Source organism: Winogradskyella sp. KYW1333 (assembly GCF_003335675.1).
Lineage (GTDB): Bacteria > Bacteroidota > Bacteroidia > Flavobacteriales > Flavobacteriaceae > Winogradskyella.
Map to the genome: position 1 here is coordinate 175,620 of NZ_QPHL01000014.1, position 23,302 is coordinate 198,921.

General features: G+C 34.1%; 23 protein-coding genes and 1 pseudogene. 11 read left to right on the forward strand and 13 right to left on the reverse strand.

The window, feature by feature from the left end:
• Positions 1 to 32: 32 nt before the first annotated feature.
• Entirely contained in the window at positions 33 to 1,496 is a 1,464-nt protein-coding gene (locus tag DUZ96_RS05340; RefSeq protein WP_114300985.1) for a magnesium chelatase, read from the reverse strand.
• Between the two features lies 1 nt (position 1,497).
• The gene (locus DUZ96_RS05345) at positions 1,498 to 2,640 is read right to left on the reverse strand and encodes a VWA domain-containing protein (protein ID WP_114300917.1); all 1,143 of its coding nucleotides are present in this window, start codon (positions 2,638 to 2,640) and stop codon (positions 1,498 to 1,500) included.
• Positions 2,641 to 2,749: 109 nt separating this feature from the next.
• On the opposite strand from DUZ96_RS05345, the gene DUZ96_RS05350 reads away from it, so the two are divergent.
• Positions 2,750 to 5,965: a VPS10 domain-containing protein gene (locus DUZ96_RS05350; RefSeq protein WP_114300918.1), complete on the forward strand. Its 3,216-nt coding sequence runs from the start codon at positions 2,750 to 2,752 to the stop codon at positions 5,963 to 5,965.
• Positions 5,966 to 6,004: 39 nt separating this feature from the next.
• Here DUZ96_RS05350 and DUZ96_RS05355 read toward each other — a convergent pair whose 3' ends face one another.
• Complete coding sequence (locus tag DUZ96_RS05355) at positions 6,005 to 6,682, reverse strand: Crp/Fnr family transcriptional regulator (protein ID WP_114300919.1); 678 nt, start codon at positions 6,680 to 6,682, stop codon at positions 6,005 to 6,007.
• 110 nt (positions 6,683 to 6,792) lie between these two features.
• Between DUZ96_RS05355 and DUZ96_RS05360 the strand changes: the two are divergent.
• The 3 genes and pseudogenes from DUZ96_RS05360 to DUZ96_RS05370 form a co-directional block, all read left to right on the forward strand.
• Positions 6,793 to 7,467 (forward strand): annotated as a pseudogene (locus tag DUZ96_RS05360) (heavy metal translocating P-type ATPase metal-binding domain-containing protein); the annotation flags it as partial.
• Positions 7,468 to 7,518: 51 nt separating this feature from the next.
• Complete coding sequence (locus tag DUZ96_RS05365; RefSeq protein WP_114300920.1) at positions 7,519 to 8,100, forward strand: superoxide dismutase family protein; 582 nt, start codon at positions 7,519 to 7,521, stop codon at positions 8,098 to 8,100.
• Positions 8,101 to 8,211: 111 nt separating this feature from the next.
• Positions 8,212 to 9,384, forward strand: a complete 1,173-nt coding sequence (locus DUZ96_RS05370; protein WP_114300921.1) for an LETM1-related biofilm-associated protein — start codon at positions 8,212 to 8,214, stop codon at positions 9,382 to 9,384.
• Positions 9,385 to 9,394: 10 nt separating this feature from the next.
• Here the strand turns inward: DUZ96_RS05370 and DUZ96_RS05375 are convergent, their stop codons facing one another.
• Genes DUZ96_RS05375 through DUZ96_RS05405 form a run of 7 tightly spaced genes read right to left on the reverse strand, consistent with a single transcriptional unit; the run spans position 9,395 to position 13,618 of the window.
• Positions 9,395 to 10,150 (reverse strand): LytTR family DNA-binding domain-containing protein, encoded by a 756-nt coding sequence (locus tag DUZ96_RS05375; protein ID WP_114300922.1) that lies wholly within the window; start codon positions 10,148 to 10,150, stop codon positions 9,395 to 9,397.
• Positions 10,151 to 10,187: 37 nt separating this feature from the next.
• On the reverse strand, positions 10,188 to 10,511 hold the full coding sequence (locus tag DUZ96_RS05380; RefSeq protein WP_114300923.1) for a 2TM domain-containing protein: 324 nt from the start codon (positions 10,509 to 10,511) through the stop codon (positions 10,188 to 10,190).
• Positions 10,512 to 10,513: 2 nt separating this feature from the next.
• Positions 10,514 to 10,852 carry a 2TM domain-containing protein gene (locus tag DUZ96_RS05385; RefSeq protein ID WP_114300924.1) on the reverse strand — a complete coding sequence of 113 codons (339 nt, stop codon included), beginning with the start codon at positions 10,850 to 10,852 and terminating at the stop codon, positions 10,514 to 10,516.
• 8 nt (positions 10,853 to 10,860) lie between these two features.
• The gene (locus DUZ96_RS05390) at positions 10,861 to 11,172 is read right to left on the reverse strand and encodes a 2TM domain-containing protein (RefSeq protein WP_258774327.1); all 312 of its coding nucleotides are present in this window, start codon (positions 11,170 to 11,172) and stop codon (positions 10,861 to 10,863) included.
• Between the two features lie 11 nt (positions 11,173 to 11,183).
• On the reverse strand, positions 11,184 to 12,539 hold the full coding sequence (locus DUZ96_RS05395) for a histidine kinase (RefSeq protein WP_114300925.1): 1,356 nt from the start codon (positions 12,537 to 12,539) through the stop codon (positions 11,184 to 11,186).
• A gap of 16 nt (positions 12,540 to 12,555) precedes the next feature.
• Positions 12,556 to 13,182, reverse strand: a complete 627-nt coding sequence (locus DUZ96_RS05400; protein ID WP_114300926.1) for a hypothetical protein — start codon at positions 13,180 to 13,182, stop codon at positions 12,556 to 12,558.
• Between the two features lie 13 nt (positions 13,183 to 13,195).
• Entirely contained in the window at positions 13,196 to 13,618 is a 423-nt protein-coding gene (locus DUZ96_RS05405) for a DUF2141 domain-containing protein (protein ID WP_114300927.1), read from the reverse strand.
• A 180-nt stretch (positions 13,619 to 13,798) separates the two neighbouring features.
• On the opposite strand from DUZ96_RS05405, the gene DUZ96_RS05410 reads away from it, so the two are divergent.
• Positions 13,799 to 15,607, forward strand: coding sequence for a serine hydrolase (locus DUZ96_RS05410; RefSeq protein WP_114300928.1), 1,809 nt, complete (start codon positions 13,799 to 13,801; stop codon positions 15,605 to 15,607).
• 10 nt (positions 15,608 to 15,617) lie between these two features.
• On the opposite strand, the gene DUZ96_RS12900 is transcribed toward DUZ96_RS05410, so the two are convergent.
• On the reverse strand, positions 15,618 to 15,950 hold the full coding sequence (locus DUZ96_RS12900) for a hypothetical protein (protein WP_181855229.1): 333 nt from the start codon (positions 15,948 to 15,950) through the stop codon (positions 15,618 to 15,620).
• On the opposite strand from DUZ96_RS12900, the gene DUZ96_RS12905 reads away from it, so the two are divergent.
• Together DUZ96_RS12905 and DUZ96_RS05420 are read left to right on the forward strand one after the other, a co-directional pair.
• A complete protein-coding gene (locus tag DUZ96_RS12905) occupies positions 15,949 to 16,362 on the forward strand; it encodes a CPBP family intramembrane glutamic endopeptidase (protein ID WP_181855230.1) in 414 nt (137 codons plus the stop codon). The two genes, DUZ96_RS12900 and DUZ96_RS12905, sit on opposite strands and share 2 nt — an antisense overlap.
• Positions 16,363 to 16,436: 74 nt before the next feature.
• Positions 16,437 to 17,048, forward strand: coding sequence for a VOC family protein (locus DUZ96_RS05420; RefSeq protein ID WP_114300930.1), 612 nt, complete (start codon positions 16,437 to 16,439; stop codon positions 17,046 to 17,048).
• A 179-nt stretch (positions 17,049 to 17,227) separates the two neighbouring features.
• Here the strand turns inward: DUZ96_RS05420 and DUZ96_RS05425 are convergent, their stop codons facing one another.
• On the reverse strand, positions 17,228 to 17,647 hold the full coding sequence (locus tag DUZ96_RS05425; protein ID WP_114300931.1) for a nucleoside-diphosphate kinase: 420 nt from the start codon (positions 17,645 to 17,647) through the stop codon (positions 17,228 to 17,230).
• A 134-nt stretch (positions 17,648 to 17,781) separates the two neighbouring features.
• Here DUZ96_RS05425 and DUZ96_RS05430 point away from each other — a divergent pair, with 134 nt between their 5' ends.
• Genes DUZ96_RS05430 through DUZ96_RS05440 form a run of 3 tightly spaced genes read left to right on the forward strand, consistent with a single transcriptional unit; the run spans position 17,782 to position 20,526 of the window.
• Entirely contained in the window at positions 17,782 to 18,804 is a 1,023-nt protein-coding gene (locus tag DUZ96_RS05430; RefSeq protein WP_114300932.1) for a bifunctional oligoribonuclease/PAP phosphatase NrnA, read from the forward strand.
• Entirely contained in the window at positions 18,801 to 19,334 is a 534-nt protein-coding gene (gene gldI / locus DUZ96_RS05435; protein WP_114300933.1) for a gliding motility-associated peptidyl-prolyl isomerase GldI, read from the forward strand. Before DUZ96_RS05430 ends, gldI begins: the two co-directional genes overlap by 4 nt.
• The gene (locus tag DUZ96_RS05440; RefSeq protein ID WP_114300934.1) at positions 19,327 to 20,526 is read left to right on the forward strand and encodes a peptidylprolyl isomerase; all 1,200 of its coding nucleotides are present in this window, start codon (positions 19,327 to 19,329) and stop codon (positions 20,524 to 20,526) included. The genes gldI and DUZ96_RS05440 overlap by 8 nt, the downstream gene beginning before the upstream one ends.
• A gap of 58 nt (positions 20,527 to 20,584) precedes the next feature.
• Here the strand turns inward: DUZ96_RS05440 and DUZ96_RS05445 are convergent, their stop codons facing one another.
• Positions 20,585 to 22,051 carry an aminoacyl-histidine dipeptidase gene (locus tag DUZ96_RS05445; protein ID WP_114300935.1) on the reverse strand — a complete coding sequence of 489 codons (1,467 nt, stop codon included), beginning with the start codon at positions 22,049 to 22,051 and terminating at the stop codon, positions 20,585 to 20,587.
• Positions 22,052 to 22,139: 88 nt separating this feature from the next.
• On the opposite strand from DUZ96_RS05445, the gene DUZ96_RS05450 reads away from it, so the two are divergent.
• The gene (locus DUZ96_RS05450) at positions 22,140 to 23,210 is read left to right on the forward strand and encodes a DUF3810 domain-containing protein (RefSeq protein WP_181855231.1); all 1,071 of its coding nucleotides are present in this window, start codon (positions 22,140 to 22,142) and stop codon (positions 23,208 to 23,210) included.
• The last annotated feature ends 92 nt before the right edge of the window (positions 23,211 to 23,302 follow it).

Below are 23,302 nucleotides of genomic sequence, written 5' to 3' on the forward strand. Positions count from 1 at the left end.
AGTTGCATTTGTAATTCTATGTCATAGTAAGACTATAACCCACTTATATAACTCCCATAAGGATCTTGAAACTGAAGTCCTTCGGAGTAACGATATTTACTCAATTTTTTAAATTGCACCAAGCCCCAAAGAATAAACTCTTTTTCAAAATAAACATCTTTTGGATCTATGTCTGGCTGGTAATCTGCGATTAAACTATCTAAAGGTTTAACTTCATCTAATTTAGATTGGTAAGTTACATCATCATAATCATCTAAGAGTTCAAATCCATCTCCATTAAAGAACCAAGATATCAAATCATCATAAGGTGTTTCTTCATCTTGCTTTTGAAGTTTTTCAATTTTGGGAAAATACTTTGGGAACAACGTTTTTATGGCATTATCCAATAAATTTTGAGCGACAAAATCCGCACCTTCTTGTTCACCTTCATAAACAAGTTCAACCTTACCCGTAATTGCAGGAATAACTCCAATAAAGTCTGATAATCTGACTGTTGTAGATTCATCACCTGAAATTAAAGCACGTCGTTCTGACGTACTGAGTAGATTCTCAAAGGCCGTAATACTCATTCTTGCACTAACACCACTTTTTACATCTATAAACTCACTTTCTCGAGCTTCAAAACTTATCTGTTCAATAAGGTCCTTGGCAAGTTCGGGTACATAAATTGTAGATTTTTGACGATCATCTAAACGCGATTCCTGGTTTGTAATAGTCTTTGCTATTTCAGTTGTATTTGGGTAATGCGTTAGTATTTGAGAACCTATTCTATCCTTTAAGGGTGTAACGATACTTCCTCTATTTGTGTAATCTTCTGGATTTGCAGTAAAAACAAACTGCATGTCTAAAGGCAACCTCAACTTAAAACCACGTATTTGAATATCCCCTTCTTGTAAAATATTAAATAGTGCTACTTGTATTCTTGCTTGCAGATCTGGTAATTCATTAATCACAAAAATACATCTATTAGCACGAGGTATCATTCCATAATGTATCACGCGATCATCAGCATAGCTCAATTTTAAATTGGCTGCTTTAATGGGATCTACATCTCCAATAATATCAGCTACCGTAACATCTGGAGTTGCCAGTTTTTCAACAAAACGTTCACTCCGGTGTATCCATGCTATTGGTGTGTCATCCCCTTTCTCTTTAATTAACTCGACTGCATAACGAGATATGGGTTTTAGTGGATCATCATTTATCTCAGAGCCTTCAACATATGGTATATATTCATCTAATAAAATTATCATCATCCGAGCTAGACGTGTCTTGGCTTGCCCTCTCAATCCTAACAAATTGATATTATGTTTAGATAAAATTGCACGTTCTAATTCTGGTATTACGGTATGTTCGTAACCATGTATTCCTTCAAATGTAGTTTTCTTTTCTTTTATGTTAGATATTAAATTTTCTCTTAATTCGTCTTTAATGGTTTTGCTCTGATAACCTGATTTCTTAAGGTCTCCTATTGTTTTTATCTGTATCTTTTTCATATTATCCTTTAATTCTTCTTTTTCTATTGTTTTCGTAATCTTCAAATATCATTTCGCCCAATCCCTTCAATCCTGTATAAAATGCTTTACCTCTATTCGCTTGTGTAAACTCCCTAACAAATCTCATTAAGTAAGGATCTTCAGCAATCATAAATGTTGTAATTGGTATATGTAATCGCCTTGCCTGTTGAGCCATTGCGTAGCATTTATTAGTTATGTAAGGATCAAGTCCATTACTGTTTTTATAATACTGTCCATCTGGCATTCGTAAGCAACTTGGTTTACCATCCGTAATCATAAAAATTTGTTTGTTAGTGTTACGCTTACGTCTAAGCATATCCATTGCCAACTGCAAACCAGCCACGGTATTAGTATGATATGGTCCTACTTTAAGATATGGTAAATCCTTAATTTTAATGGGCCAAGCGTCATTTCCAAAAACTAAAATATCTAGAGTGTCTTTTGGGTATCTAGTCATTATCAATTCAGATAATGCCATTGCCACTTTTTTTGCTGGAGTAATTCTATCTTCACCATATAATATCATACTATGACTAATATCAATCATGAGTACAGTGCTCATTTGACTTTTATGTAAAGTCTGCTCAACAACCAAATCGTCTTCAGTGAGATTAAAATCACCAACGCCATGATTTATTTGAGCATTTCTAAGACTTTCAGTTATTGACACTTTTTCTAAGGCATCACCAAAATGATAGGATCTAAATTCACCAGTATGTTCATCTCCAATTCCAACGCCTTTACTCCTATGGTTTCCAGAACCACTACGTTTTATTTTACCAAAAATATGTTCAAGTGCCTGTTTACGTATGGCTCTCTCCGTTTTTTCAGTAATTGTCAATTTACCTTTGCCTTCACCATCACCTAGACCATCTATATCAATTTCTTCGCGTATGTATCCTTTATTCTTTAGATCTTCAATAAAATCTTCAATAGTATATTCTGGTGTTGTTAGGTTGTACTCTTGGTCTAATTGCCTCAACCAATCAATAGCCTCATCAAAATCACCTGAAGTGTAAGTTATGAGTTCTTTGAAAATTTCAAAAAGTTTATCAAATGGAGACTGATTCTGAGCTTCATATTGCTTAAAAACAAATCCAGATTTTTTCAAGTTCTCTTTCATATTAGTATAAAAATACTGCTTTTTAAGACGCTGATGAAAGCATTAACATCTCTTTTAGAAATACGAATTTTCTTTTCCTTAATTTTATCAAAAACTAACCTAATTTAGAATGAAAAAACTTTTCTCTCTTGTTATGCTCTTAAGCGTAACACTTCTCATCGCACAAGAATTATCAATGGACATGCTTAAAAATATGGCACCAAGAAATATTGGTCCAGGTGGAATGTCTGGTCGTGTCACAGCAATTGATGTTGTTCATAACAATCCTGATATAATGTATGTAGGCACAGCATCTGGTGGACTTTGGAAATCTACTTCTGGAGGCATAAAATGGGATCCGATTTTTGATAATGAACTTACTGCATCAATTGGAGCAGTGGAAATTCAGCAATCAAACCCAAGTGTTATTTGGGTTGGTACAGGAGAAGGAAATCCCCGTAACTCCTTAAATGGTGGTTATGGTGTCTACAAGTCCCTTGATGGTGGTAAAACTTGGAATGCTATGGGTCTAGAAAAAACACGTCACATCCATAGAATTATAGTGGACCCTACAAATCCAGATGTTGTTTATGTTGGCGCCATTGGTTCACCTTGGGGCGAACATCCTGAGCGTGGTGTTTTTAAAACTACCGATGGTGGTAAAACTTGGAATAAAATTTTATTCGCAAATAATAAAACTGGTGTTGCTGATATGGTAATGGATCCAACCAATCCAAACAAATTATTTGTTGCTATGTGGGAGCATAAGCGTGACCCTTGGTTTTTTAATTCTGGAGGCAAAGGATCTGGGTTGCATATGACTCATGATGGTGGTAAAACTTGGAAAAAGATTTCAGATGAGGATGGACTGCCAGAAGGTGATTTAGGAAGAATTGGCGTGGCCATAGCACCTGGTAAACCAAATATTGTATATGCTCTTGTTGAAGCCAAGAAAAATGCACTTTACAAAAGTAATGACGGTGGGTTTAAATGGCAGAAAATCAATGACAAAAATGATATTGGTAATAGACCTTTTTACTATTCTGAAATCTATGTAGATCCACAAAATGAAAATAGAGTCTATTCAGTTTTCACCTATGTAAATGTGTCCGAAGATGGCGGTAAAAATTTCAGCCAGTTAATGCCAGCCTATGGTGTGAGTAATGGTGTACATCCAGATCACCATGCATGGTGGATTCATCCCGAAGACGGTAGTTTTATGATAGACGGAAACGATGGCGGGATGAATATTACCAGAGATGGAGGTAAAACCTGGCGTTTTATTGGCAACATTCCTGTGGCTCAATTTTATCATATTGCTGTGGACAATGAATATCCTTATAATGTATATGGTGGTATGCAAGACAACGGATCTTGGCGCGGACCAGCATATGTTTGGCGAGCACAAGGGATTAGAAATAGCTATTGGCAAGAAATTAGTTTTGGTGATGGATTTGATGTAGTACCAGACAGAGACGATTCTAGATATGGATGGTCTATGAGTCAACAAGGATATGTGAGTAGATACGATTGGCAAACTGGAAATAACTACTCGGTAAGACCAACTCATCCTGACCCAAATATTAGGTTAAGGTTCAACTGGAACTCTGCAATAAATATTGATCCATTTAATAATAGCACCATATATTTTGGAAGTCAATTTGTACATAAATCAACAGACAAGGGTGAGACATGGACCATAATTTCTCCTGACCTATCAACTAATGATCCTGAAAAACAAAAACAATCAGAAAGTGGTGGTTTGACAATGGATGCTACTGGTGCTGAAAACCATACTACTATTTTAGTGATAGAACCCTCACCTGTTGAGAAGGATATGCTTTGGGCAGGAACAGACGATGGACGTGTTCATTACACAACAGATGGTGGCACACAATGGACAGAGGTTACAAAAAACATAAAAGGTTTACCTCAAGGAAGTTGGGTTGCACAAATAAAAGCTTCTAATAAAAATAAAGGAGAAGCACTTTTAATTGCCAATGACTACAGACGCTTTAATTATACACCATATGCCTATAGAACCAAAAACTATGGTAAAACTTGGGAGCGTATTGTAGATGATAGAGATGTACAAAGTTATACTCTAGCCATAGTTGAAGATTTAGAAGAACCTAATCTTATGTTTTTAGGTACTGATGATGGACTTTATGTTTCTATTGATGCAGGTGAAAAATGGACTAAATGGACAGAAGGATTCCCGACAACCTCTGTAAAGGATTTAGTAATTCACCCTCGTGAACATGATTTGGTAATAGGTACATTCGGTCGAGCAGCATGGGTTTTAGATGATATTAGACCCTTACGAGAAATGGCTAAAAACCCTTCTGTAACTAAAGCAAACATCAAACTTTTTGATACTCCAATAGCATATCAAGCAGCTTATCAACAACCAACTGGTAGTCGTTTTGGTGCAGATGCGATGTATCAAGGCGAAAATCGTCCTGGTGGAGCTAGTTTAGCATATATGTTCAATAAAAAGGACGCTGTGAAGTCGGACATAAAGGATAATGCAAAAAAAGCTGATAAAAATGTTAGTGCTAAAAAAGTAGATATAGAGAAAGCAGTGAAATGGGATTCATTAACATTAAAAATCTATGATGGTGACAGACTAATAAGAACCCTTAAACGCAAAGCTCCAAAAGAAAACGGCATTCAAAAATGGACTTGGTATATGGATGAAGCTGGTGTTGACAGACCATCTAGAAGAGTTAGACCACGACGCGGTGAACCTGGTGGTGTAGGTGTAAAACCAGGAACATACAGAGTAGTTTTACATTATGGCGACCAATCATCTGAATCAAATATAAAAGTTGTGTCAGACCCAAGATTAGAAGTATCACAGAAGAATATCGATGAAGTCTATGCAGCAGCTAAAGAGCTAGAAAAACTGCAAAAATCCTCTGCCGATGCTGTTAAACAATTATCTGAAAGTAAAACCATCTCAGAAAAGTTTAAAAAAGATCTAAGTAAGTTAGACAAAGAAGGATTTAAAGATCAGATTAAAGAATCAAAAGAGATTGTAAAAGCAATTGACAGCTTAATTGACAAATATTTAGGTAAGGTAGATAAGCGTCAAGGTATAACTAGAAATCCTGAAGTAACACCTCTTCAAAGATTAAGAACAGCTGCAGGCTATGTATTTAATAGCCAAAATGGATTAACTTCTACAGAAACTACATTGATTAAGCATGCAAAAGATGCTTTAGATGAGTTGTTTGGAGAAACTAATAATTTCTTCAATACGGAATGGAAAAGCTATCAAGAAAAAATGACGCAAGTAAAAATGAATCCGTTTAAAGAATACAAGACCTTCTCCGTAGATTAAGTCATAAAAAAACGCTCTAAAATTTAGAGCGTTTTTTTATTATTCTATCCATTTAAGACTACCATAGTCTTCAATTTTTATCTGTTTTCCTTTTGTGGAAATAAGACCTTCCTTTTTAAATTGTGATAAAATTCTAATGGCTGATTCTGTTGCTGTACCTACTATGCTTGCATAGTCCTCTCGAGATATTACAATATTTAAATAATCATCAGCATTGGTTCCGAAATTATCATATATGTATATTAATATTTCGGCCATTCTGCGTTTTACTGATTTCTGAGCCATATTTACTAATGAAATATCAGAATCTTTCAAATCGTTAGCCATTTTCTTTAAAACATCCATTGTGAATTTTGGATTCTTGACTAAGTCTGCCATAATCTCACTCTTCGGAATAAAACACATTTCCATATCATTAAGAGCTACAGCACTTAAATTGGTTTTTTGCTCTGTAACTAAAGAACGTTTACCTAATAAACCTCCTTTTACCACAAGCTTAACGACCTGATTCTTTCCATTTTCGCTCAACTTAGTTAATTTACAAACACCGTCTCTAACGCAGTAAACTCCATTTAAGGTCTCTCCTTCTTCAAAAATAACTTGACCCTTTTTATAGATTTTCCCAGTTTTACAAGCTGATACTCTCATTAGTTCCTGTCTTGTCAAGGATTTTAAAGAATTGAATTCCTTAACAATACAAGATTCACATTTACTCATACCAATTGATTTTGTGACAATATCAAATATAAGAATTACATGATAAATATCATATTTTAAGTATTATTATAATACCACTTTTGTTACAGGTATAATTGAGCAAATTTTAAATGGTAAATAACTCCTGTTTTCATTGTGGTGATGATTGTGGTAGTCACCCAATTTCTTTTCAAGATAAATCATACTGCTGTAACGGTTGTAAAACTGTTTTTGAAATTTTTAACGAGAATGAATTGACCTGTTACTATGACATGGGAAATACTCGTGGTGCTATTCCTAAGGAAATAGAAGGCAAATACGATTTCTTATCCCAAGAAAACATCATTGAAAAACTTACAGATTTTAGAAGTGATACTTTAGAAGTTGCTACACTTTATATTCAACATATCCACTGTAGCTCTTGTATTTGGATTCTTGAAAACCTAAACAAACTCAATGAAAACATCTCTGATTCTCAAGTAAACTTCGGGAAGAAAACAGTTAGAATTACCTATAATTCTGACACTTCAAATCTTAAGGAAATTGTTTTGCTATTGAGTTCAATTGGTTATGAACCATACATTAGTCTTGATGATTTTAGCTCTGGTAAAAGCCATATCAATAGAACATTAATCTATAAGCTGGGTGTAGCAGGTTTTGGATTTGGTAACATCATGTTTTTATCCTTTCCTTAGTATTTTGAAATCAATGAGTTTTGGTTATAGCAATACAAACATATGTTTAGATGGTTAATGTTTGCAATTGCTGTACCAGTTTTGTTATATTCTGCTCAAGATTATTTTGTTTTGAAGCAATCAGTTGCTTAACTTTACTTTTATCTAAATAACACATCTAAAATGAAACACTTAAAACTAATTGCATTAGCAGTAACTCTAATTTTTGCTACGGCATGTAAAAAAGATAAAAAAGAAGCAGAACAAATTATCGAAACCGAAATTGAGGAAGTTGTAGAAGGCACAAAAACTGACAAAACAATTACTGTAACCATGTCTCCTAAAAGTGATAGTAATGTTACTGGTACTATCATTTTTAACGATGAGGATGGTCAAGTAACAATGGAAGGTAAACTCTCTGGGCTTACCGAAGGTGTACATGCCATTCATCTACATGAAAAAGCAGATTGTTCGTCGCCCGATGGAAAATCATCTGGTGGCCATTGGAATCCAGCAGGTCAACCTCATGGTGCTTGGGGAGCAGAGTCTGGTTTCCATAAAGGAGACATAGGTAATATGACTGCAAATGCAGAAGGTAATGCTGAAATATCACTTACAACGGATCAATGGTGTATAGGATGCGGAGATGACACAAAAAATATTATAGGTAAAGCGGTAATTGTACATCAAGGAGAAGATGATTTAATCTCACAACCGTCGGGTGCTGCAGGTGCAAGAGTAAGTTGTGCAGGAATTATTGAATAGAACTTAAAAAATGAGCTATAATTAAAGCCATCAATTATGATGGCTTTTTTAATTGACCTAACTGTTTAAATTTGAAGATAAAATTTATCTTTATATAATAATTCTACCTCTATGAATCCATCAGCTCACGGCTGGATAAAAAAATTAATTAAGGAAGTTTCTGAAACCATGTATTCAGATACCCAATTAACCGAGTTTTACATAAAACTTAAGCAAACTGGTTTCATTTACGGAAGCAATATCAAAGTAGTTTTGGATATTGTAAAACCATTTGATTTAACTGAGGAAGAACGCTGTAAAATCAATCTACTTCTCACCTATTATTTCATATATAAAAAAGCGAATACCAATCAAGATTTTATTGAAAGCTTAATTGGATATTACAAAGCTATCAGTGAAAAAAAGAGATCATTTTTTGAAGAATTATTTAGCGATAATACTTCTGATAGTTTATTAGAGAAAATGATACATAAACGTATCCACGTTGATGATAATTTTATTACGAAAAGCTTTAATTATTTTTTAATAAATGCCTTATTATTTGTAGACGTATTGGGCTACCAGCGCTTTTTACTCAACAATAATAGTATAAAGACCTATATAAATAACCTCGAAGCATCCTTAGAGACAATCATTTTTTCGGTAATGGAGAAAAAAGTAAACAAATCCCATTACGACCAAAACCTTATTAAGTTATTTGAAGGTTCCATAAGACATAAAAAATCACAGCCACCATCTTATCATGAGGCAATTTCATTTATCACAACGCCATTAGAAAAACTCTATGTGGTAGATCTTGTGTGCATGGCATCATGGACTGACAAGGTTATTGACAAGGCCGAACGTGAGTTTTTGAGCGAGTTAAATTCGAGTTTAGCACTTGACAACAGCGTAATTACACAGTCTGTAGATGATATAAATACATTCTACAACGAACATAAGGAAGATGTAGCTTTTTTGAGTTCAAAAAATCTAGCTCAAAGTTTTTATGACAATAGCAGTAAGGTAGTGACAAGGCTCATTAAAAGAAATAGCAAACGGTTAATAAGAGAACTGTCTGAAAGCAAGGAAGCCATGTCATTACTAGCGCAATCTACACAAAGACATCTTACTGACGATGAGCAAAAGAAGATACAGACTCAATTGTTAGATATCTTTAAATCCATACCTAGTTTGGCTATTTTTATGTTGCCAGGAGGTATGCTTCTGCTTCCACTTTTTGTGAAGTTTATTCCAAAGTTATTGCCGTCTGCTTTTGATGATAATAGAATCGAAGACGATTAAATTGCTTGATTTATTCTAGCCAGTTTTTAAAATCCTTTACACGTTCTCTTGCCACAATAACATCTTGTTCATTATAATGGTTGAGTTTTATCTGAAGCCTAGAATTGGTGTAGCTAATAATATCTTTAATTGCATTAATATTCACATAGAATTTACGGCTAGTTCTATAAAACATGTGAGGCTCTAACTCATCTTCCAACTGATCTAAAGTTAAATCTAAAAGATAATTTCTGCCTTCAACCGTATGTGCGTAAGTACCTTTGTTTTCGCTGTAAATACATTCTATATCTTCTATATTAATCAGCTTTAAATGTTGGCCGACTTTTACAGAAAACCTTTTTTTATACTCACGTTCAATTGGGTTAACCAAGAGTTTCTTTATATCATTAAAATCTAATGTAACTGACTTCTGCTGTTGTGTAGTACTTTTATATTGTTTTATGGCCGCTTGCAACTCGTCTTCATCAATTGGCTTGAGCAAATAATCTATGCTATTTAATTTAAAAGCTTGAAGTGCGTACTCATCATAAGCTGTTGTGAAGATAACAGCAGAATTAATTTCGAGAGTCTCAAAAATCTCAAACGAAAGCCCATCACTAAGCTGAATGTCTAAAAAAATAATATCTGGGTGTTCATTATTCTGAAACCAATCTATGGATTCTTCTACGGAGTGCAACATTGTTTCAGCTTCTATCCCAATAGTACTTAACATGCGTTGTAAGCGTCTTGCAGAAGGCTTCTCGTCTTCAATAATTATTACATTCATTCTTTAAAAAAAGTTTTTTAGTTGGCTTAAAATTAGCCTACTCCCACATTGTTGTTTCTTCCTCTGTAATTTTATTAAGGTATTCTTCAATCTTTCGATCTTCCCATTCTTTCTTAAACAAGAATCTACCTTTAAATGCACGCCACCAATGGATGATTATAAAAATGGTCCAACCTACTAAGGTACTCGTATTAACCCATGTAACGGCCTTTTTGTGTGGACCACCGTCCATAATATAAAAGTTATACAGAATCAAACTAACTACTACTAGGTAACCTACCAAATGAAGGTAAAAAATCTGAATCTGTTTTACCTTTTTCTTTGCTCTAATGAGGCTTTCTTGTTCATTGAATTCTGTCATGGCTACTCCCAGTTCTTACGTTCCTTATCCATAAACTCTTCGATCTTGCGCTTCTCCCAATTCTTCCCAAAGAAGAAATCTGGTCCAAACACACCAATTAAGTGAAAGAATAAACCTATTCCCCAAAATACTGCAGTTGCATATGGTCCGAAACCGTCAAAACCTGCATTAACGCCTATGAGAATAATTAAAAAGACATTAACTATAATGTAAACTGCGAAGTGCCAGTAAAAACCTATTAAAGATTCTACTTTTTTCTTTGCTCTTAAATATGCTTCTTCTTTTCTATAATCCGAAACATTATCTTCTTTGCCATATGGCTCTATATTATATTTTTCCATGATATCTTTTATTTTGAATTATTAGATAATTCTTCATTCATAATCTGTTCTATTTTACGCTCTTCCCAAGCTTGCCCAAACTTAACCGATAGAAAATGTAGCACTACAAATATGCCCCAAATCACCCATGTGCTCAGTACGTTTATGGTTAGAAATTCATCTATAAAACTATTCCAACTATTTAAACCGCCCCAAACCTTAAAACCGGTTAATACAATATTTACAATTAAGTAAATAATTAGGTGTGTGTAAAAGCCCTTCTGACGTTCCACGCGGTTTTTAGCTTTTATATAACTTAAATTAGAGTTTTGATTTTTCATAATTCCACAAATTAATTCCAACGATTTTTTTGTTCTTCCTCACGCATATACTCCTGTATTTTGCGTTCTTCCCACTTAGCTCCTAATGCACCTTGATCTACAAAGACACGGTAAGCATTAAATACTAATCCTATTCCCCAAAATACTAGTGGAAACCAAAACCATTGGATGGTGAATGGTGTAAAAGTGCGCCAGATAAAATATAAAAATGGAATTACAATTACATAGGAGATTATGCTATAATAAAATCCTTTTAATTCGTCGACGCGCTTACGTGCCCTCACATAATCGTCTCGTAGTCTGTCTTCTGATCGTTGTGTTGTTCTCATAATTGATACTTGTTTTGTGAGAATCGGAATTGCTACTGCAAAATCCTTCTCTCGTTGATTGATGTAAACTTTTCTTTTTGTCAGAAGTGCGTAGCGTTGCTTAATATTCTCTAATCCAACACCACTACCCTTCTTTACGATTTGTTTTGGCTGAAGATTATTCATCACCACCAGGTGATTTCCGTCTTCATATATTTTTATGTGCAATGGTTTACTTGAGGTAACCATATTATGCTTTACAGCGTTTTCTAAAAGCAACTGTAATGACAAAGGCACAACTTTATTTTCTAGGTTTGAAGACTTATCCGGAATATCAAAAATGATACTGTCTTCAAATCGCATTTTTAATAGCGACATATAGGTTTTGGCAAACTTTAATTCTTCGTCTACAGTAACCAGTTCTTTATTCTTTTGCTCTAATACATAGCGATAGACCTTAGATAAAGAGGTAGTAAACTTCTTTGCACTATCAGGATTTTCCTCAATTAAACTTGTTAATACATTCAGGCTGTTGAATAAAAAGTGTGGATCTAATTGATTCTTTAAAGCATCAAACTTAGCACTCGCCGCACCTGCAATTACTTTTTGCTCCTTAACCTTATTTTTTTGATAACGGTTGTAGAAATAAGTAATATAAAATATTGATAAAATGCTTAGTGTTATCCAAAGGCCAAATGCATAGCCACTCCATCCGTCGTTTTGGAAAAATGTTTTAAAGGATTGACCGTACAAAAAGACCAAGACTAATATTCTCATTATAAATATTGAAGCCAAGGTAATTACCGTTGCTCCTAATATACCATAGATAATTCGTTTTAGTACATCGTAATTTCTGATTTTTAGTTTTTGAATAAAATCAAAATATAAAGAGTTGACATAACTTAAAGCAAACGTATACAACTGTGTAATACCAAAATCAACTAGGTATAAATTGATGTCATCATAATTAACCTCATTAACTACCATGAAAAATCTGATGGCATATATACCACAACCAATTAAAAAAACAACGACTAAACTTTTAGCTGATTTAAGCATCTCTTAACTAGTTTTATTACTTTTTACAATTAGTAGCAATGTCACCCTCTACTCTATCTTTTCCCCATTTTGGGTGAAACTCACTCTCTGCTTTAAAGGTATCAAAAAGTTCTATTGTCGCTTCAATATCTGTACAAAAAGGCTTGGTATCCTTTCCAAAGTAACGCGCACTTCCCATGGCCCAACTTGCCTTACAATATGCCACTCTAGGATTTTCTGGTGCTATATCATAAGCCTTGGCGTAAAGCTCACTTACTTTGCCAGAGTATTTCATACCATAGGTCATACCATCATAAGCAATCCAGTTGGTTAATACCTGCGCTTGTATTACCATTAGCTCTGGGTTGTTTTTACTTTTTGCCATAGCAATATCTAGGTGTTCCTGGGCTTTATCCAATTGCGCTTTTAAGATCGCTTCGTCTTTGATATTCCAGCTTTTTAAACTGTTCATAAAAGCAACGTAGTAATTTGGCAACCACTCATTTTCCTCCGCATTTGAGATTCGTACAAATAAATTCTCTGCTTCATCCCATTGATCAGCTTCCCAAAGCTGAAACGCCTTCGTCATTCCTTTTTCATAATTAGTCTGTGCTTTTGTCATTCCTGTAACGACTAATAAAGCCATGATGATTAAACTTTTCATTTGTTGATTGATTTTAAAGTGTTATTGTTATTGATTTATCTTCTTTTAATTCAAACTTGGCATCCTTCCATTTTGGAGGTCCCATAAAACCTTTAGCATTATTAGAACATCCATAATCTTCTTTTGGGATACCAATAAAATTGCCGTCTAATTTATCATTCTTGTTTTCATCATGAAAAATGGAAACCGCATAAGTCCCTTCAGGTACATTTTCAAAGGATACCGTACATCCATTATTGCTAATCTCACTCTTGGCACCTTTAAAGATTTTATCTAAAAAATCTGATTCGCTATTATAAAGCGCAATCATCATTTGACCTTCATTACTATTTGCTTCCTCAATATTCACAGTTAGTTTAAATTCCTTCTGTGCATTTGACACATAAGATACCAGACTCAATATGATGATAATTGCAATTTTTGTTAATACGTTCATGACTTACTTTTTTAATTGATACAAATATCCGACACATTTCCAGTTTTTTAAAACCCATATTACCGAATTGTAAAATTTTACAGACGAATTGTAATTTTCTAAAAATTCACCTCAAAAATCAGTAACTTATTATAATATTTTGCTACTTATAGCTTATGACACCATTAAACTAATCCAAATATGAAACGCATTTCCATTTTATTTGTCCTTTCCTTATGTATTACCTTCTCTTTTGCTCAGACCGATAAGCGATTAAAAGGTATAGAAAAACAGTTTAATTCTATTTTAGAAACCAGTAAAGCACCTGGTTTTGCAGTTGCCATTGTTGAAGGCGATAAAATTGTCTATGCCAAAGGATTTGGCTATAAAGATTATGAAAAGAAATTACCAGCAGATGCCAATACCTTATATGCCATTGGATCCTCAACCAAAGCCTTTACCTCTGCCTTATTAGGTTTATTACGCGAGGATGGCAAACTAGATTTTGATGACAGTCCAATACAGCATGTTCCAGGATTAGAGTTTTATAATGGCGATATGAATAACAATATTATCATTAAAGACTTGATGCGCCATAGTACAGGCTTACCTAGACACGACGGCGCTTGGTACTTTTTTCCAAATAAAAATAAGGATACCTTGGTGGCACGTATGAAATATCACGAACCATTTACAGGTGTACGCCAACGTTGGTATTACAATAACTTTGGTTTTTTACTACAAGGCGTTATCACTGAGAAACTTACAGGTAAATCTTGGGAACGGAATATTGAAGAAGAATTCTTTAAGCCATTGGGTATGGACCGTTCTAAAACCAACTTGGCTGGCTGGAAAAGCTCTAGCAACATTGCCGTAGGTTACCGACTAGACGAAGATAGAATGGTTAAGAAAATGGATTATTACGACATCTCAGGAATGTCACCTGCGGGAAGCATTAACAGCAGCGTTAATGATATGAGCAAATGGATGATGTTATGGCTCAATAAAGGAAAAATTGGTGAGGAGCAGATTTTGCCAGAAGATTATATACAAGAAGCTATGAGCTCTCAGATGGTTGCCGCTGCAGGTTTCCCATCGGAGGAATTACCAGACGTACAATATGCCAATTACGGTTATGGTTGGTTTTTACACTCCTATAAAGGGCATTACTTGGTTGAGCATGGTGGTAATATAGATGGTTTCTCAGCAAGTGTAGCCTTATATCCTATGGATAATATAGGTATAGTGGTACTGACCAACCAAAACGGATCTGCCGTACCACAATTAATAAGAAGTATTGCAGCAGATCATATGCTTAAGGTTGAAAAAACAGAATGGGCAAAAGAATATAAAAAGGATATTGAAAAGGCTCTAGAAGCTCAAGCGAAGGCAGAAGATGGTGGCAAAGAAGATGCTAATGTTAAAGGAACAAAACCATCACATATTTTGTTAGATTACACTGGTTTTTACGAACATCCAGGTTATGGTAAGTTTGAGGTTGTTGTAGAAAACGATACGATGTATACAGAGTTGGATAACAACAGACAATACCTGCACCATTACCATTATGATACTTTTGAGCTTATAGATGTTAATGATGGTAAGATTGAAGCATCTCAGATTGGTGGTGCACTAAAGGTGATGTTTACCACTAATGTGGCTGGCGATATAGATTATATGAAGGCCAATATAGAGCCTATGACAGATCCTATAGCCTTTAAACGCACACCAAATACCATAGATGTAGATGCAGACACTTTAGAGCAGTATGTAGGCTTATACGATTTAATGGGTACGGAAATTAAAACCTATATTAAAGACGAGAATGTGCTCTTTGTCTTTGTACCGGGTCAGCCAGAATACCCTCTTTTACCCACGGCAGAACATAAGTTTAACTTTAAGACTTTAGAAGGCTTTAAGGTAGAATTTATAGAAACCGATGGCACTATTACCGAAGTTAAGTTTATACAGCCTAATGGTACTTTTGTTGGCACACGAAAAAAAGAATAAATATGTAACCTTACGTATTACAACTATCAATATTTATAGCTTTCTTTATCACATAAAACATATTTGGGCTAAAAATAATGTTATATTCCCTAGTTGTACTTAATTGAGTTATGAGAATAAATGAGATACTACTCAATATTATTACAATATCCGTTATTGTCATTTTACCGCATACTGAACTCATTCCAAATTTCGGATACAGTGTCCCGATATTTGTTTTAGTTTGGCTCATTTTAAAATATTCCAATGAGACTTTTTCAAATATTGGATTCAGCTTAAAACAATTTAAACCAAAATCGATTCTAATCGGGAGTTTGGTTGCGTTACTGACTTTAAGCTTCATGCAACTAATATTCTTTCCAGTACTAGAAAATTTCGTAGTTTTTGAAGATACCGAAGTTGGATTACATGCTTTTATAAAAGGTAACTTAGGTCAATATTTAATTATAATAATTATGGGGTGGATAGTTGGTGGATTTTATGAAGAAATTGTATTTCATGGATTCATCTTTTCTCGACTAGAAAAAATGATTAAAGGTAAATATGCAACAACTATAGCATTTATAGGAACGGCTACTATTTTTGGTGCATATCACTATCAATTGGGAGGAGCTGGACTTATTAATGCATTGATTGTTGGTGCAGTATATCTTGGGCTTTTCTTATTTTATAAAAGAAATTTATGGTATTCAATATTCTGCCATGGCGCATACAATACAATTGTAATAACATTGATATACAATGGATACATATAAAAAAACTAAGTACAACACTGTATAAACGGAATTAAAACGACCGTTTATACTAAACGTTCTCATCAATTAAAAAAATGAAAATAAGTCATGTAATATACAAGGTTGATAATTTAAGAAATGGATTCAAACATTTTAAAAGCAAAGGATTTGAAATTGAATATGGTTCAAAAAGAAATCCACATAATGCCTTAATTTATTTTTCACAAGGACCCTATATTGAAGTATTAGAAAATGTAAAACTTCCACCCTATGCAAAACTATTTTTAAAGCTGATCGGCAAGCATAAAGTTATTGATAGATTGGAACGGTGGAATAAGGAGAAGGAGGGTTTTATTGAATTATGTTTGGAGAATTATGATACCGACTTTAAAAAAGAAGAGGAAGTTTTAAAAAAGTATAAGCAAGGTTACTTTATTACGAAGAGCAAAAGATTAGATCCATCAAATAGATTACTCAAATGGAAACTCCTTTTTCCAGAAGAATGGAGAATCCCATTTCTAATGACTTATTTTAATATTGACCCCAAACCAAAAAAAAATAATCACCCAAATGGAATAAAAAAAATTAAGATCATTTCATATGGTACAAATGCAGAGTTCATTCCAATAATTAATGAATTATGCGACGATAACATCCTTAATTTATTCATTGGTGATGGTTTTTTAAATTTAGAGTATGAAAAATAAAAACTGATGAGAACAAATCCTATACGCAATACCTTTCCGGATACTGCGTATTTCCAGACCGTTGGGCATAATTAAAATGAGTTAAAAAAAATCATAATGACTTATAATAATTAGGTGATTTTAAGGCAAAGAAAAGACCATCAATTCTAATGGCCTTCTTATATCTCATAATATTGAGTTTAAAACATCTCTCTACCTGAGAAATGAAATGCACCTTCAATAGCAGCGTTGTCATCACTATCACTTCCATGTACAGCATTCTCACCAATAGAAGTAGCATATAATTTACGGATAGTTCCTTCAGCAGCCTCAGCAGGATTAGTAGCACCAATTAAAGTTCTAAAATCTTCAACGGCATTATCCTTTTCTAAAATAGCTGCAACAATTGGCCCACGTGTCATATACTCCACTAATTCTGGGAAGAATGGACGCTCTTTATGTATTGCGTAAAACTCCTTTGCATCTGCCGCAGTCATTTGAGTTAGCTTCATTGCTACGATTCTAAATCCTGAGGCAGTAATTTTTTCTAATATTGCGCCAATGTGTCCTTTTTCGACAGCATCTGGCTTTAACATTGTAAATGTTTTGTTAGTTGCCATGTATCTTTTTTTAAATGTGGTGCAAAAGTAATGTATTTCTTGAATTTATCAAGTCCCTAATTTTAATAAATCTTTATCATTTCAGAATACAAAAATCAGCAATGAGATTATAAAAAATTGTATCTTCGTCAACTATGATTAAGACACACATCTCTGAAATAAAATCACTTTTAAAAACACCTAAGAATGTGGTTATTGTACCACATAAAAATCCAGATGGTGATGCCATGGGTTCTACCCTTGCATTGTGTCATTATTTAAAAATATACAATCATAATGCTGTGGTGATTGCACCTAATGACTATCCAGAGTTTTTAAAATGGTTACCTGGGGATGAACATGTCTTAAAATTTGATTCCTTAGTAAAAGAAAGCTTAGATGTCATAGAAAACGCCGATCTCATTTTTACATTAGATTTTAATGCCTTACATAGAGCTGGCGAGGAATATGGTGCGATATTAAAAGTTTCAAAGGCAATAAAAATAATGATAGACCATCACCAGCAACCTGATGATTATGCTAAATATGTCTACTCTGATGTAAGCATGTCCTCTACTTGCGAAATGGTTTTTAACCTTATTGAAATGCTTGGTGATGTTGAAATAATAGACACCACAATTGCTACTTGTTTATATGTTGGTATTATGACTGATACGGGCTCTTTTAGATTTCCATCAACTACAAGCAGAACACACCAGATCATTGCAACACTAATTGATAAAGGTGCAGAGAATTCTGAAATTCATAATAATGTATACGACACCAACAATTTTGGACGATTACAATTACTTGGTAGAGCAATGCAAAACCTAAAAGTGATTCCAGAATTAAGAACGGCATACATAACACTTTCTCAATCAGAACTAGATGAATTCAACTTTAAGAAAGGTGACACAGAAGGGTTTGTAAATTATGCCTTATCGTTAAAGGGTATCATATTTGCTGGCATCTTTATAGAAAACAAAGCTGAGGAGATTATAAAAATTTCTTTAAGAAGCAAAGGGGAATTCTCTGTTAACGAATTTTCCCGTGCTCATTTTAATGGAGGTGGACATACAAACGCAGCTGGTGGACGTAGTCATACCAAATTAGAAGAAACCATTGATAAATTTATTAGTATCTTACCACAGTATAAAGAACAATTGTCCCAAAAATGAAAAACCCATACCTCATATTAATATTGCTTGTAACACTTGTTAGTTGCAAATCTCCAGAAGCTCGCATGCCAGAGTCAGTTAAATCTGGATCATTTCTAAAAGAGTCTGCAGAACGCAATAAAAAACTCAATGCCTTAGAACATAAAATGATAGAATCCATAATGGAAAGTAACCCAGACAAGGATTACATAGCCTCAGAAAATGGATTTTGGTATTTCTACACAAATAAAGTTGAATCAGACAGCTTGAAACCCGTATTTGGTGATGTTATTGACTTTGATTTCAATGTTTCAAACCTAAAAGGATCAGAAATATATGCATCAGAAAACAAAACCTATGTCATGGATAAGGAAGAATTATTCACAGGTCTTCGCGAAGGCTTAAAACTAATGAAGCCCTCAGAAAGTGTGACATTTATTTTCCCTTCTCAAATAGCATATGGGTACTATGGTGATGAAAATAAAATAGGGACTAATGTTCCATTAATATGTGAAGTAACTTTAAATAATATAAATAAAAACAATGATTAGAAAAACGTTAACAGTATTTGTTGTATTACTCGTCTTGGCCAATATTTCTTGCCAAGAACGTTACCCTGATTTAGATGATGGACTTTATGCAGAAATCATAACTTCAAAAGGTACAATGGTAGCTAAATTACACTATGATAAAGTACCTGTAACAGTAGCTAATTTCGTAGCACTAGCTGAAGGAAATCATCCTTTAGCTAAGGAACAATACCAAGGAAAACCGTTCTATGACAGTATAATTTTTCATCGTGTAATGGATAATTTCATGATTCAAGGTGGTGATCCTCAAGGCATGGGAAGCGGAACTCCTGGTTATCAGTTTGCCGCTGATTTTAGTCCAGAATTAAAGCATGATAAGCCAGGTATTTTGTCAATGGCAAATGCTGGTGGGATAAAAACAAATGGAAGCCAGTTTTTTATAACCGAAAGACCTTACCCACGGGGTAATTTTTATGATGAAAATGGTAATCTAAAGCCTTGTGATCAGCCTAGGGTAAGTTGTCATTCCGTTTTTGGGGAACTAGTTATGGGACTAGAAGTACAAGATTCAATTTCTAATGTAAAAGTAGCAGGTAGAAATAAACCTGTAGAAGATGTTGTAATCAAAACTGTAAATATCATAAGAAAAGGGAATGACGCCAAATTCTTCGATGCACCAAAAGTATTTGAAGAGGAGATGCCAAAGGTTGAGGCTAACTTTAATGGAATTAGAGCTGAACAGAAAGAAAAAGCCGAAGCTATAGCGAGACAAGCAAAAGTTGATTGGTTGAAACAAAACGAAGCTTTAGATGGTCGTCGTATAGAATCTCCAACAGGAATGGCGATGATTTTTACTAAAGAGTCTAATGGAATTAAAGCTAAGTCTACGGATTACGTGAATATTGATTGTGCCGGATATTTTGAAGATGGCACCTTATTCTGGACCACTATGAAAGATGTTGCAGAAAAGAATGGTCAATATAACGAGCAACAAGACAGTGCAGGACAATATGCACCATTTGCTATGCCTTACAATGAAACGGCTACGCTTGTAGCAGGTTTTAAAGAAGCGATGTTAAATATGAAAATTGGTGATAAAGCAAGAGTCTTTATACCTTACTATTTAGGATATGGTGATGCCGGTAGACCTCCACTGATTCCTGGTGGCACAAACCTTGTTTTTGACATTGAATTGGTTGGCGTTAAAAAATAAAACTCAGTATTTATTGAAATAAAAAAGCAGCGATAACGCTGCTTTTTTTTTGCTTTATTTAACTAGCTTTAGGAATATGCTTTAGAATTTCCAACACAAATTTCCAATATTTCTGTGCAGAAGAAATCTGTGCACGTTCGTCTGGTGAATGTGCACCTTTAATATTTGGTCCAAAGCTTATCATATCCATCTTAGGATAATTAGTGCCAAGAATACCACATTCTAATCCTGCATGGCATGCTGCCACATGAGGTTTCTCACCATTATTTAATCGTTCGTAAATAGGAACCATTACCTTCAAAATATCTGAATCCATGTTTGGGGCCCATCCAGGATAATCACCTGATAATTTCACATTACATCCAGCGAGCTCAAAAGTTGATGTCAATGCATTTGCCAAATCCGCCTTAGAGCTTTCAACGGAACTTCGTGTTAGACAACCAATTTTAATATTACCATCTTTTACTATAACCCTTGCAATATTATTTGAAGTCTCAACCAAATCCGGAATGTCTGGACTCATACGATAAACACCATTATGGGCGGCATAAAGTGCTCTAATTAATTTATCCTGAGCTTCATTTTCCATAACCATATTAGGCGTTTCAATGCTTTTAATATTAATCTCCAAGTCTGGCTCCATGGTTTTAAACTCATGTTCTATTGTTTCGGTAAGCTTTGTTAATTGAGATAAAAACGCGGTTTCTTTAGCCTTATCAATTGCAACAATAGCATTGCTCTCCCTAGGAATTGCATTACGTAAACTGCCACCATCAATTTCACCTATTTGTAATCCAAAATTCTTGCTACCAGTATAGAGCAATCGATTCATGATTTTATTGGCATTTCCTAAACCTTCATGAATTTGCATACCTGAGTGACCACCTTGCAATCCCTTGACCTCAATCTTAAATCCAACAGCGTTATCCAATGCTGATACCACAATATAATTTCTAGTTGCTGTAACATCTACACCTCCAGCACAACCCACACCTATTTCGTCATCTTCCTCAGTGTCTAAATTCAATAATATTTCACCTTTTAAAATACCACCTTTAAGACCTTTTGCACCTGTCATTCCAGTTTCTTCATCGATTGTAAATAGGGCTTCTAAATCAGGATGTGCAATTGTATCACTTTCTAGAATGGCCATTATGGTTGCAACACCAAGACCATTATCTGCACCAAGTGTGGTGCCTTTTGCTTTCACCCAATCTCCTTCAACGAACATATCAATGCCTTGAGTATCAAAATCAAAAACTGTATCATTATTCTTTTGGTGCACCATATCTAAATGCGATTGCATTACAATTGGCATTCTATCTTCCATTCCTAAAGACGCAGGTTTTCTAATAATCACATTTCCAACTCCATCTTCAATAGTTTCTAAACCTAAATTCTTGCCGAAGTCTTTCATAAATTGAATAATGCGCTCCTCCTTTTTAGAAGGTCGTGGTACTTCGTTTAAATCTGCAAACTTATTCCATAATACTTTTGGTTCTAATACCCTAATTTCTGCACTCATGTCTCTATTTTTTGTGAATTACAAAATTACAAAACCAGTTGTATTTGCAGTGGTTTATTAGACCATAAGTTTTGCTTATTTTTGAACCATGTTAAAAAACAAAAGGCTTGTTTTAATTCTTCTTTTTGGACTACAGATTCTATTGAATAATGTTTTGAAACACTATCCAGAATTTGTTGAACGCTTTTACAGTAACAGCATATATATATTTATTTCTAAACTTATGCGCTATGCCTTTGGATGGTTATCTTTTTCAGTTGGAGATGTATTTTATACCATTGTGACAATATACATTATAAGTTGGTTAATTCTCAACCGTAAACGCATCATAAAAGACACCTTAAATTGGGTGTTAGATATTTTAGCCACTTTGTCAATTTCTTTTATTTCATTTCATATACTTTGGGCATTTAATTACTACAGACAACCACTGAACAAATCCTTGAATATTAAGGCGGAATACAGCACAAATGAACTCGTTGCCTTTACTGAGCGACTAATCAAAAAATCCAACAGTTTTCATAACAAATTAAGCCCTGAAGATGATTCATTAAAGATTGAAATTCCATATTCAAAAACCGAAATTTTCAATATGGTCAATAATGGTTATGATGAGTTAGCAAAAACCTATCCACATTTAAAATATAAACCAGCTAGCATTAAAAAATCAATATATAGTATACCTCTCACGTATATGGGCTTTTCAGGTTACCTGAATCCATTTACTAACGAGGCGCAAGTAGATGGCTTAATACCAACATATAAATTTCCTACTACTTCCTGCCATGAAGTTGCGCATCAACTTGGTTATGCTGCAGAGAATGAAGCTAATTTTATAGGTAGTTTGGCTGCGATTCATAATAAGGATGACTATTTTAAATATGCCGGCTATACGTTCGCATTGAGATATTGTTTAGCAGAATTATTTAGAAGAGATTCTGAAATCTACTACAACATTCTACCAAGTGTGAATTATGGAATCATAAGGAATTACCAAGAGGTTCAAACATTTTGGATGGACTACGAAAATCCATTAGAGCCATTATTTGAAAAAACATTTGATAGTTTCTTAAAAGTAAATAACCAAGCGAATGGCATGAAAAGTTATAATTATGTCGTGGCCTTATTGGTTAACTATTATGATAACAAGACTTTGTAGTAATAAGATAAATTAATTTCTACAAACGTTAAAAACTCTTAACAAAAAGAAGAGACTAATCATATATCCCTATCTTTAAACATCTTATTTAA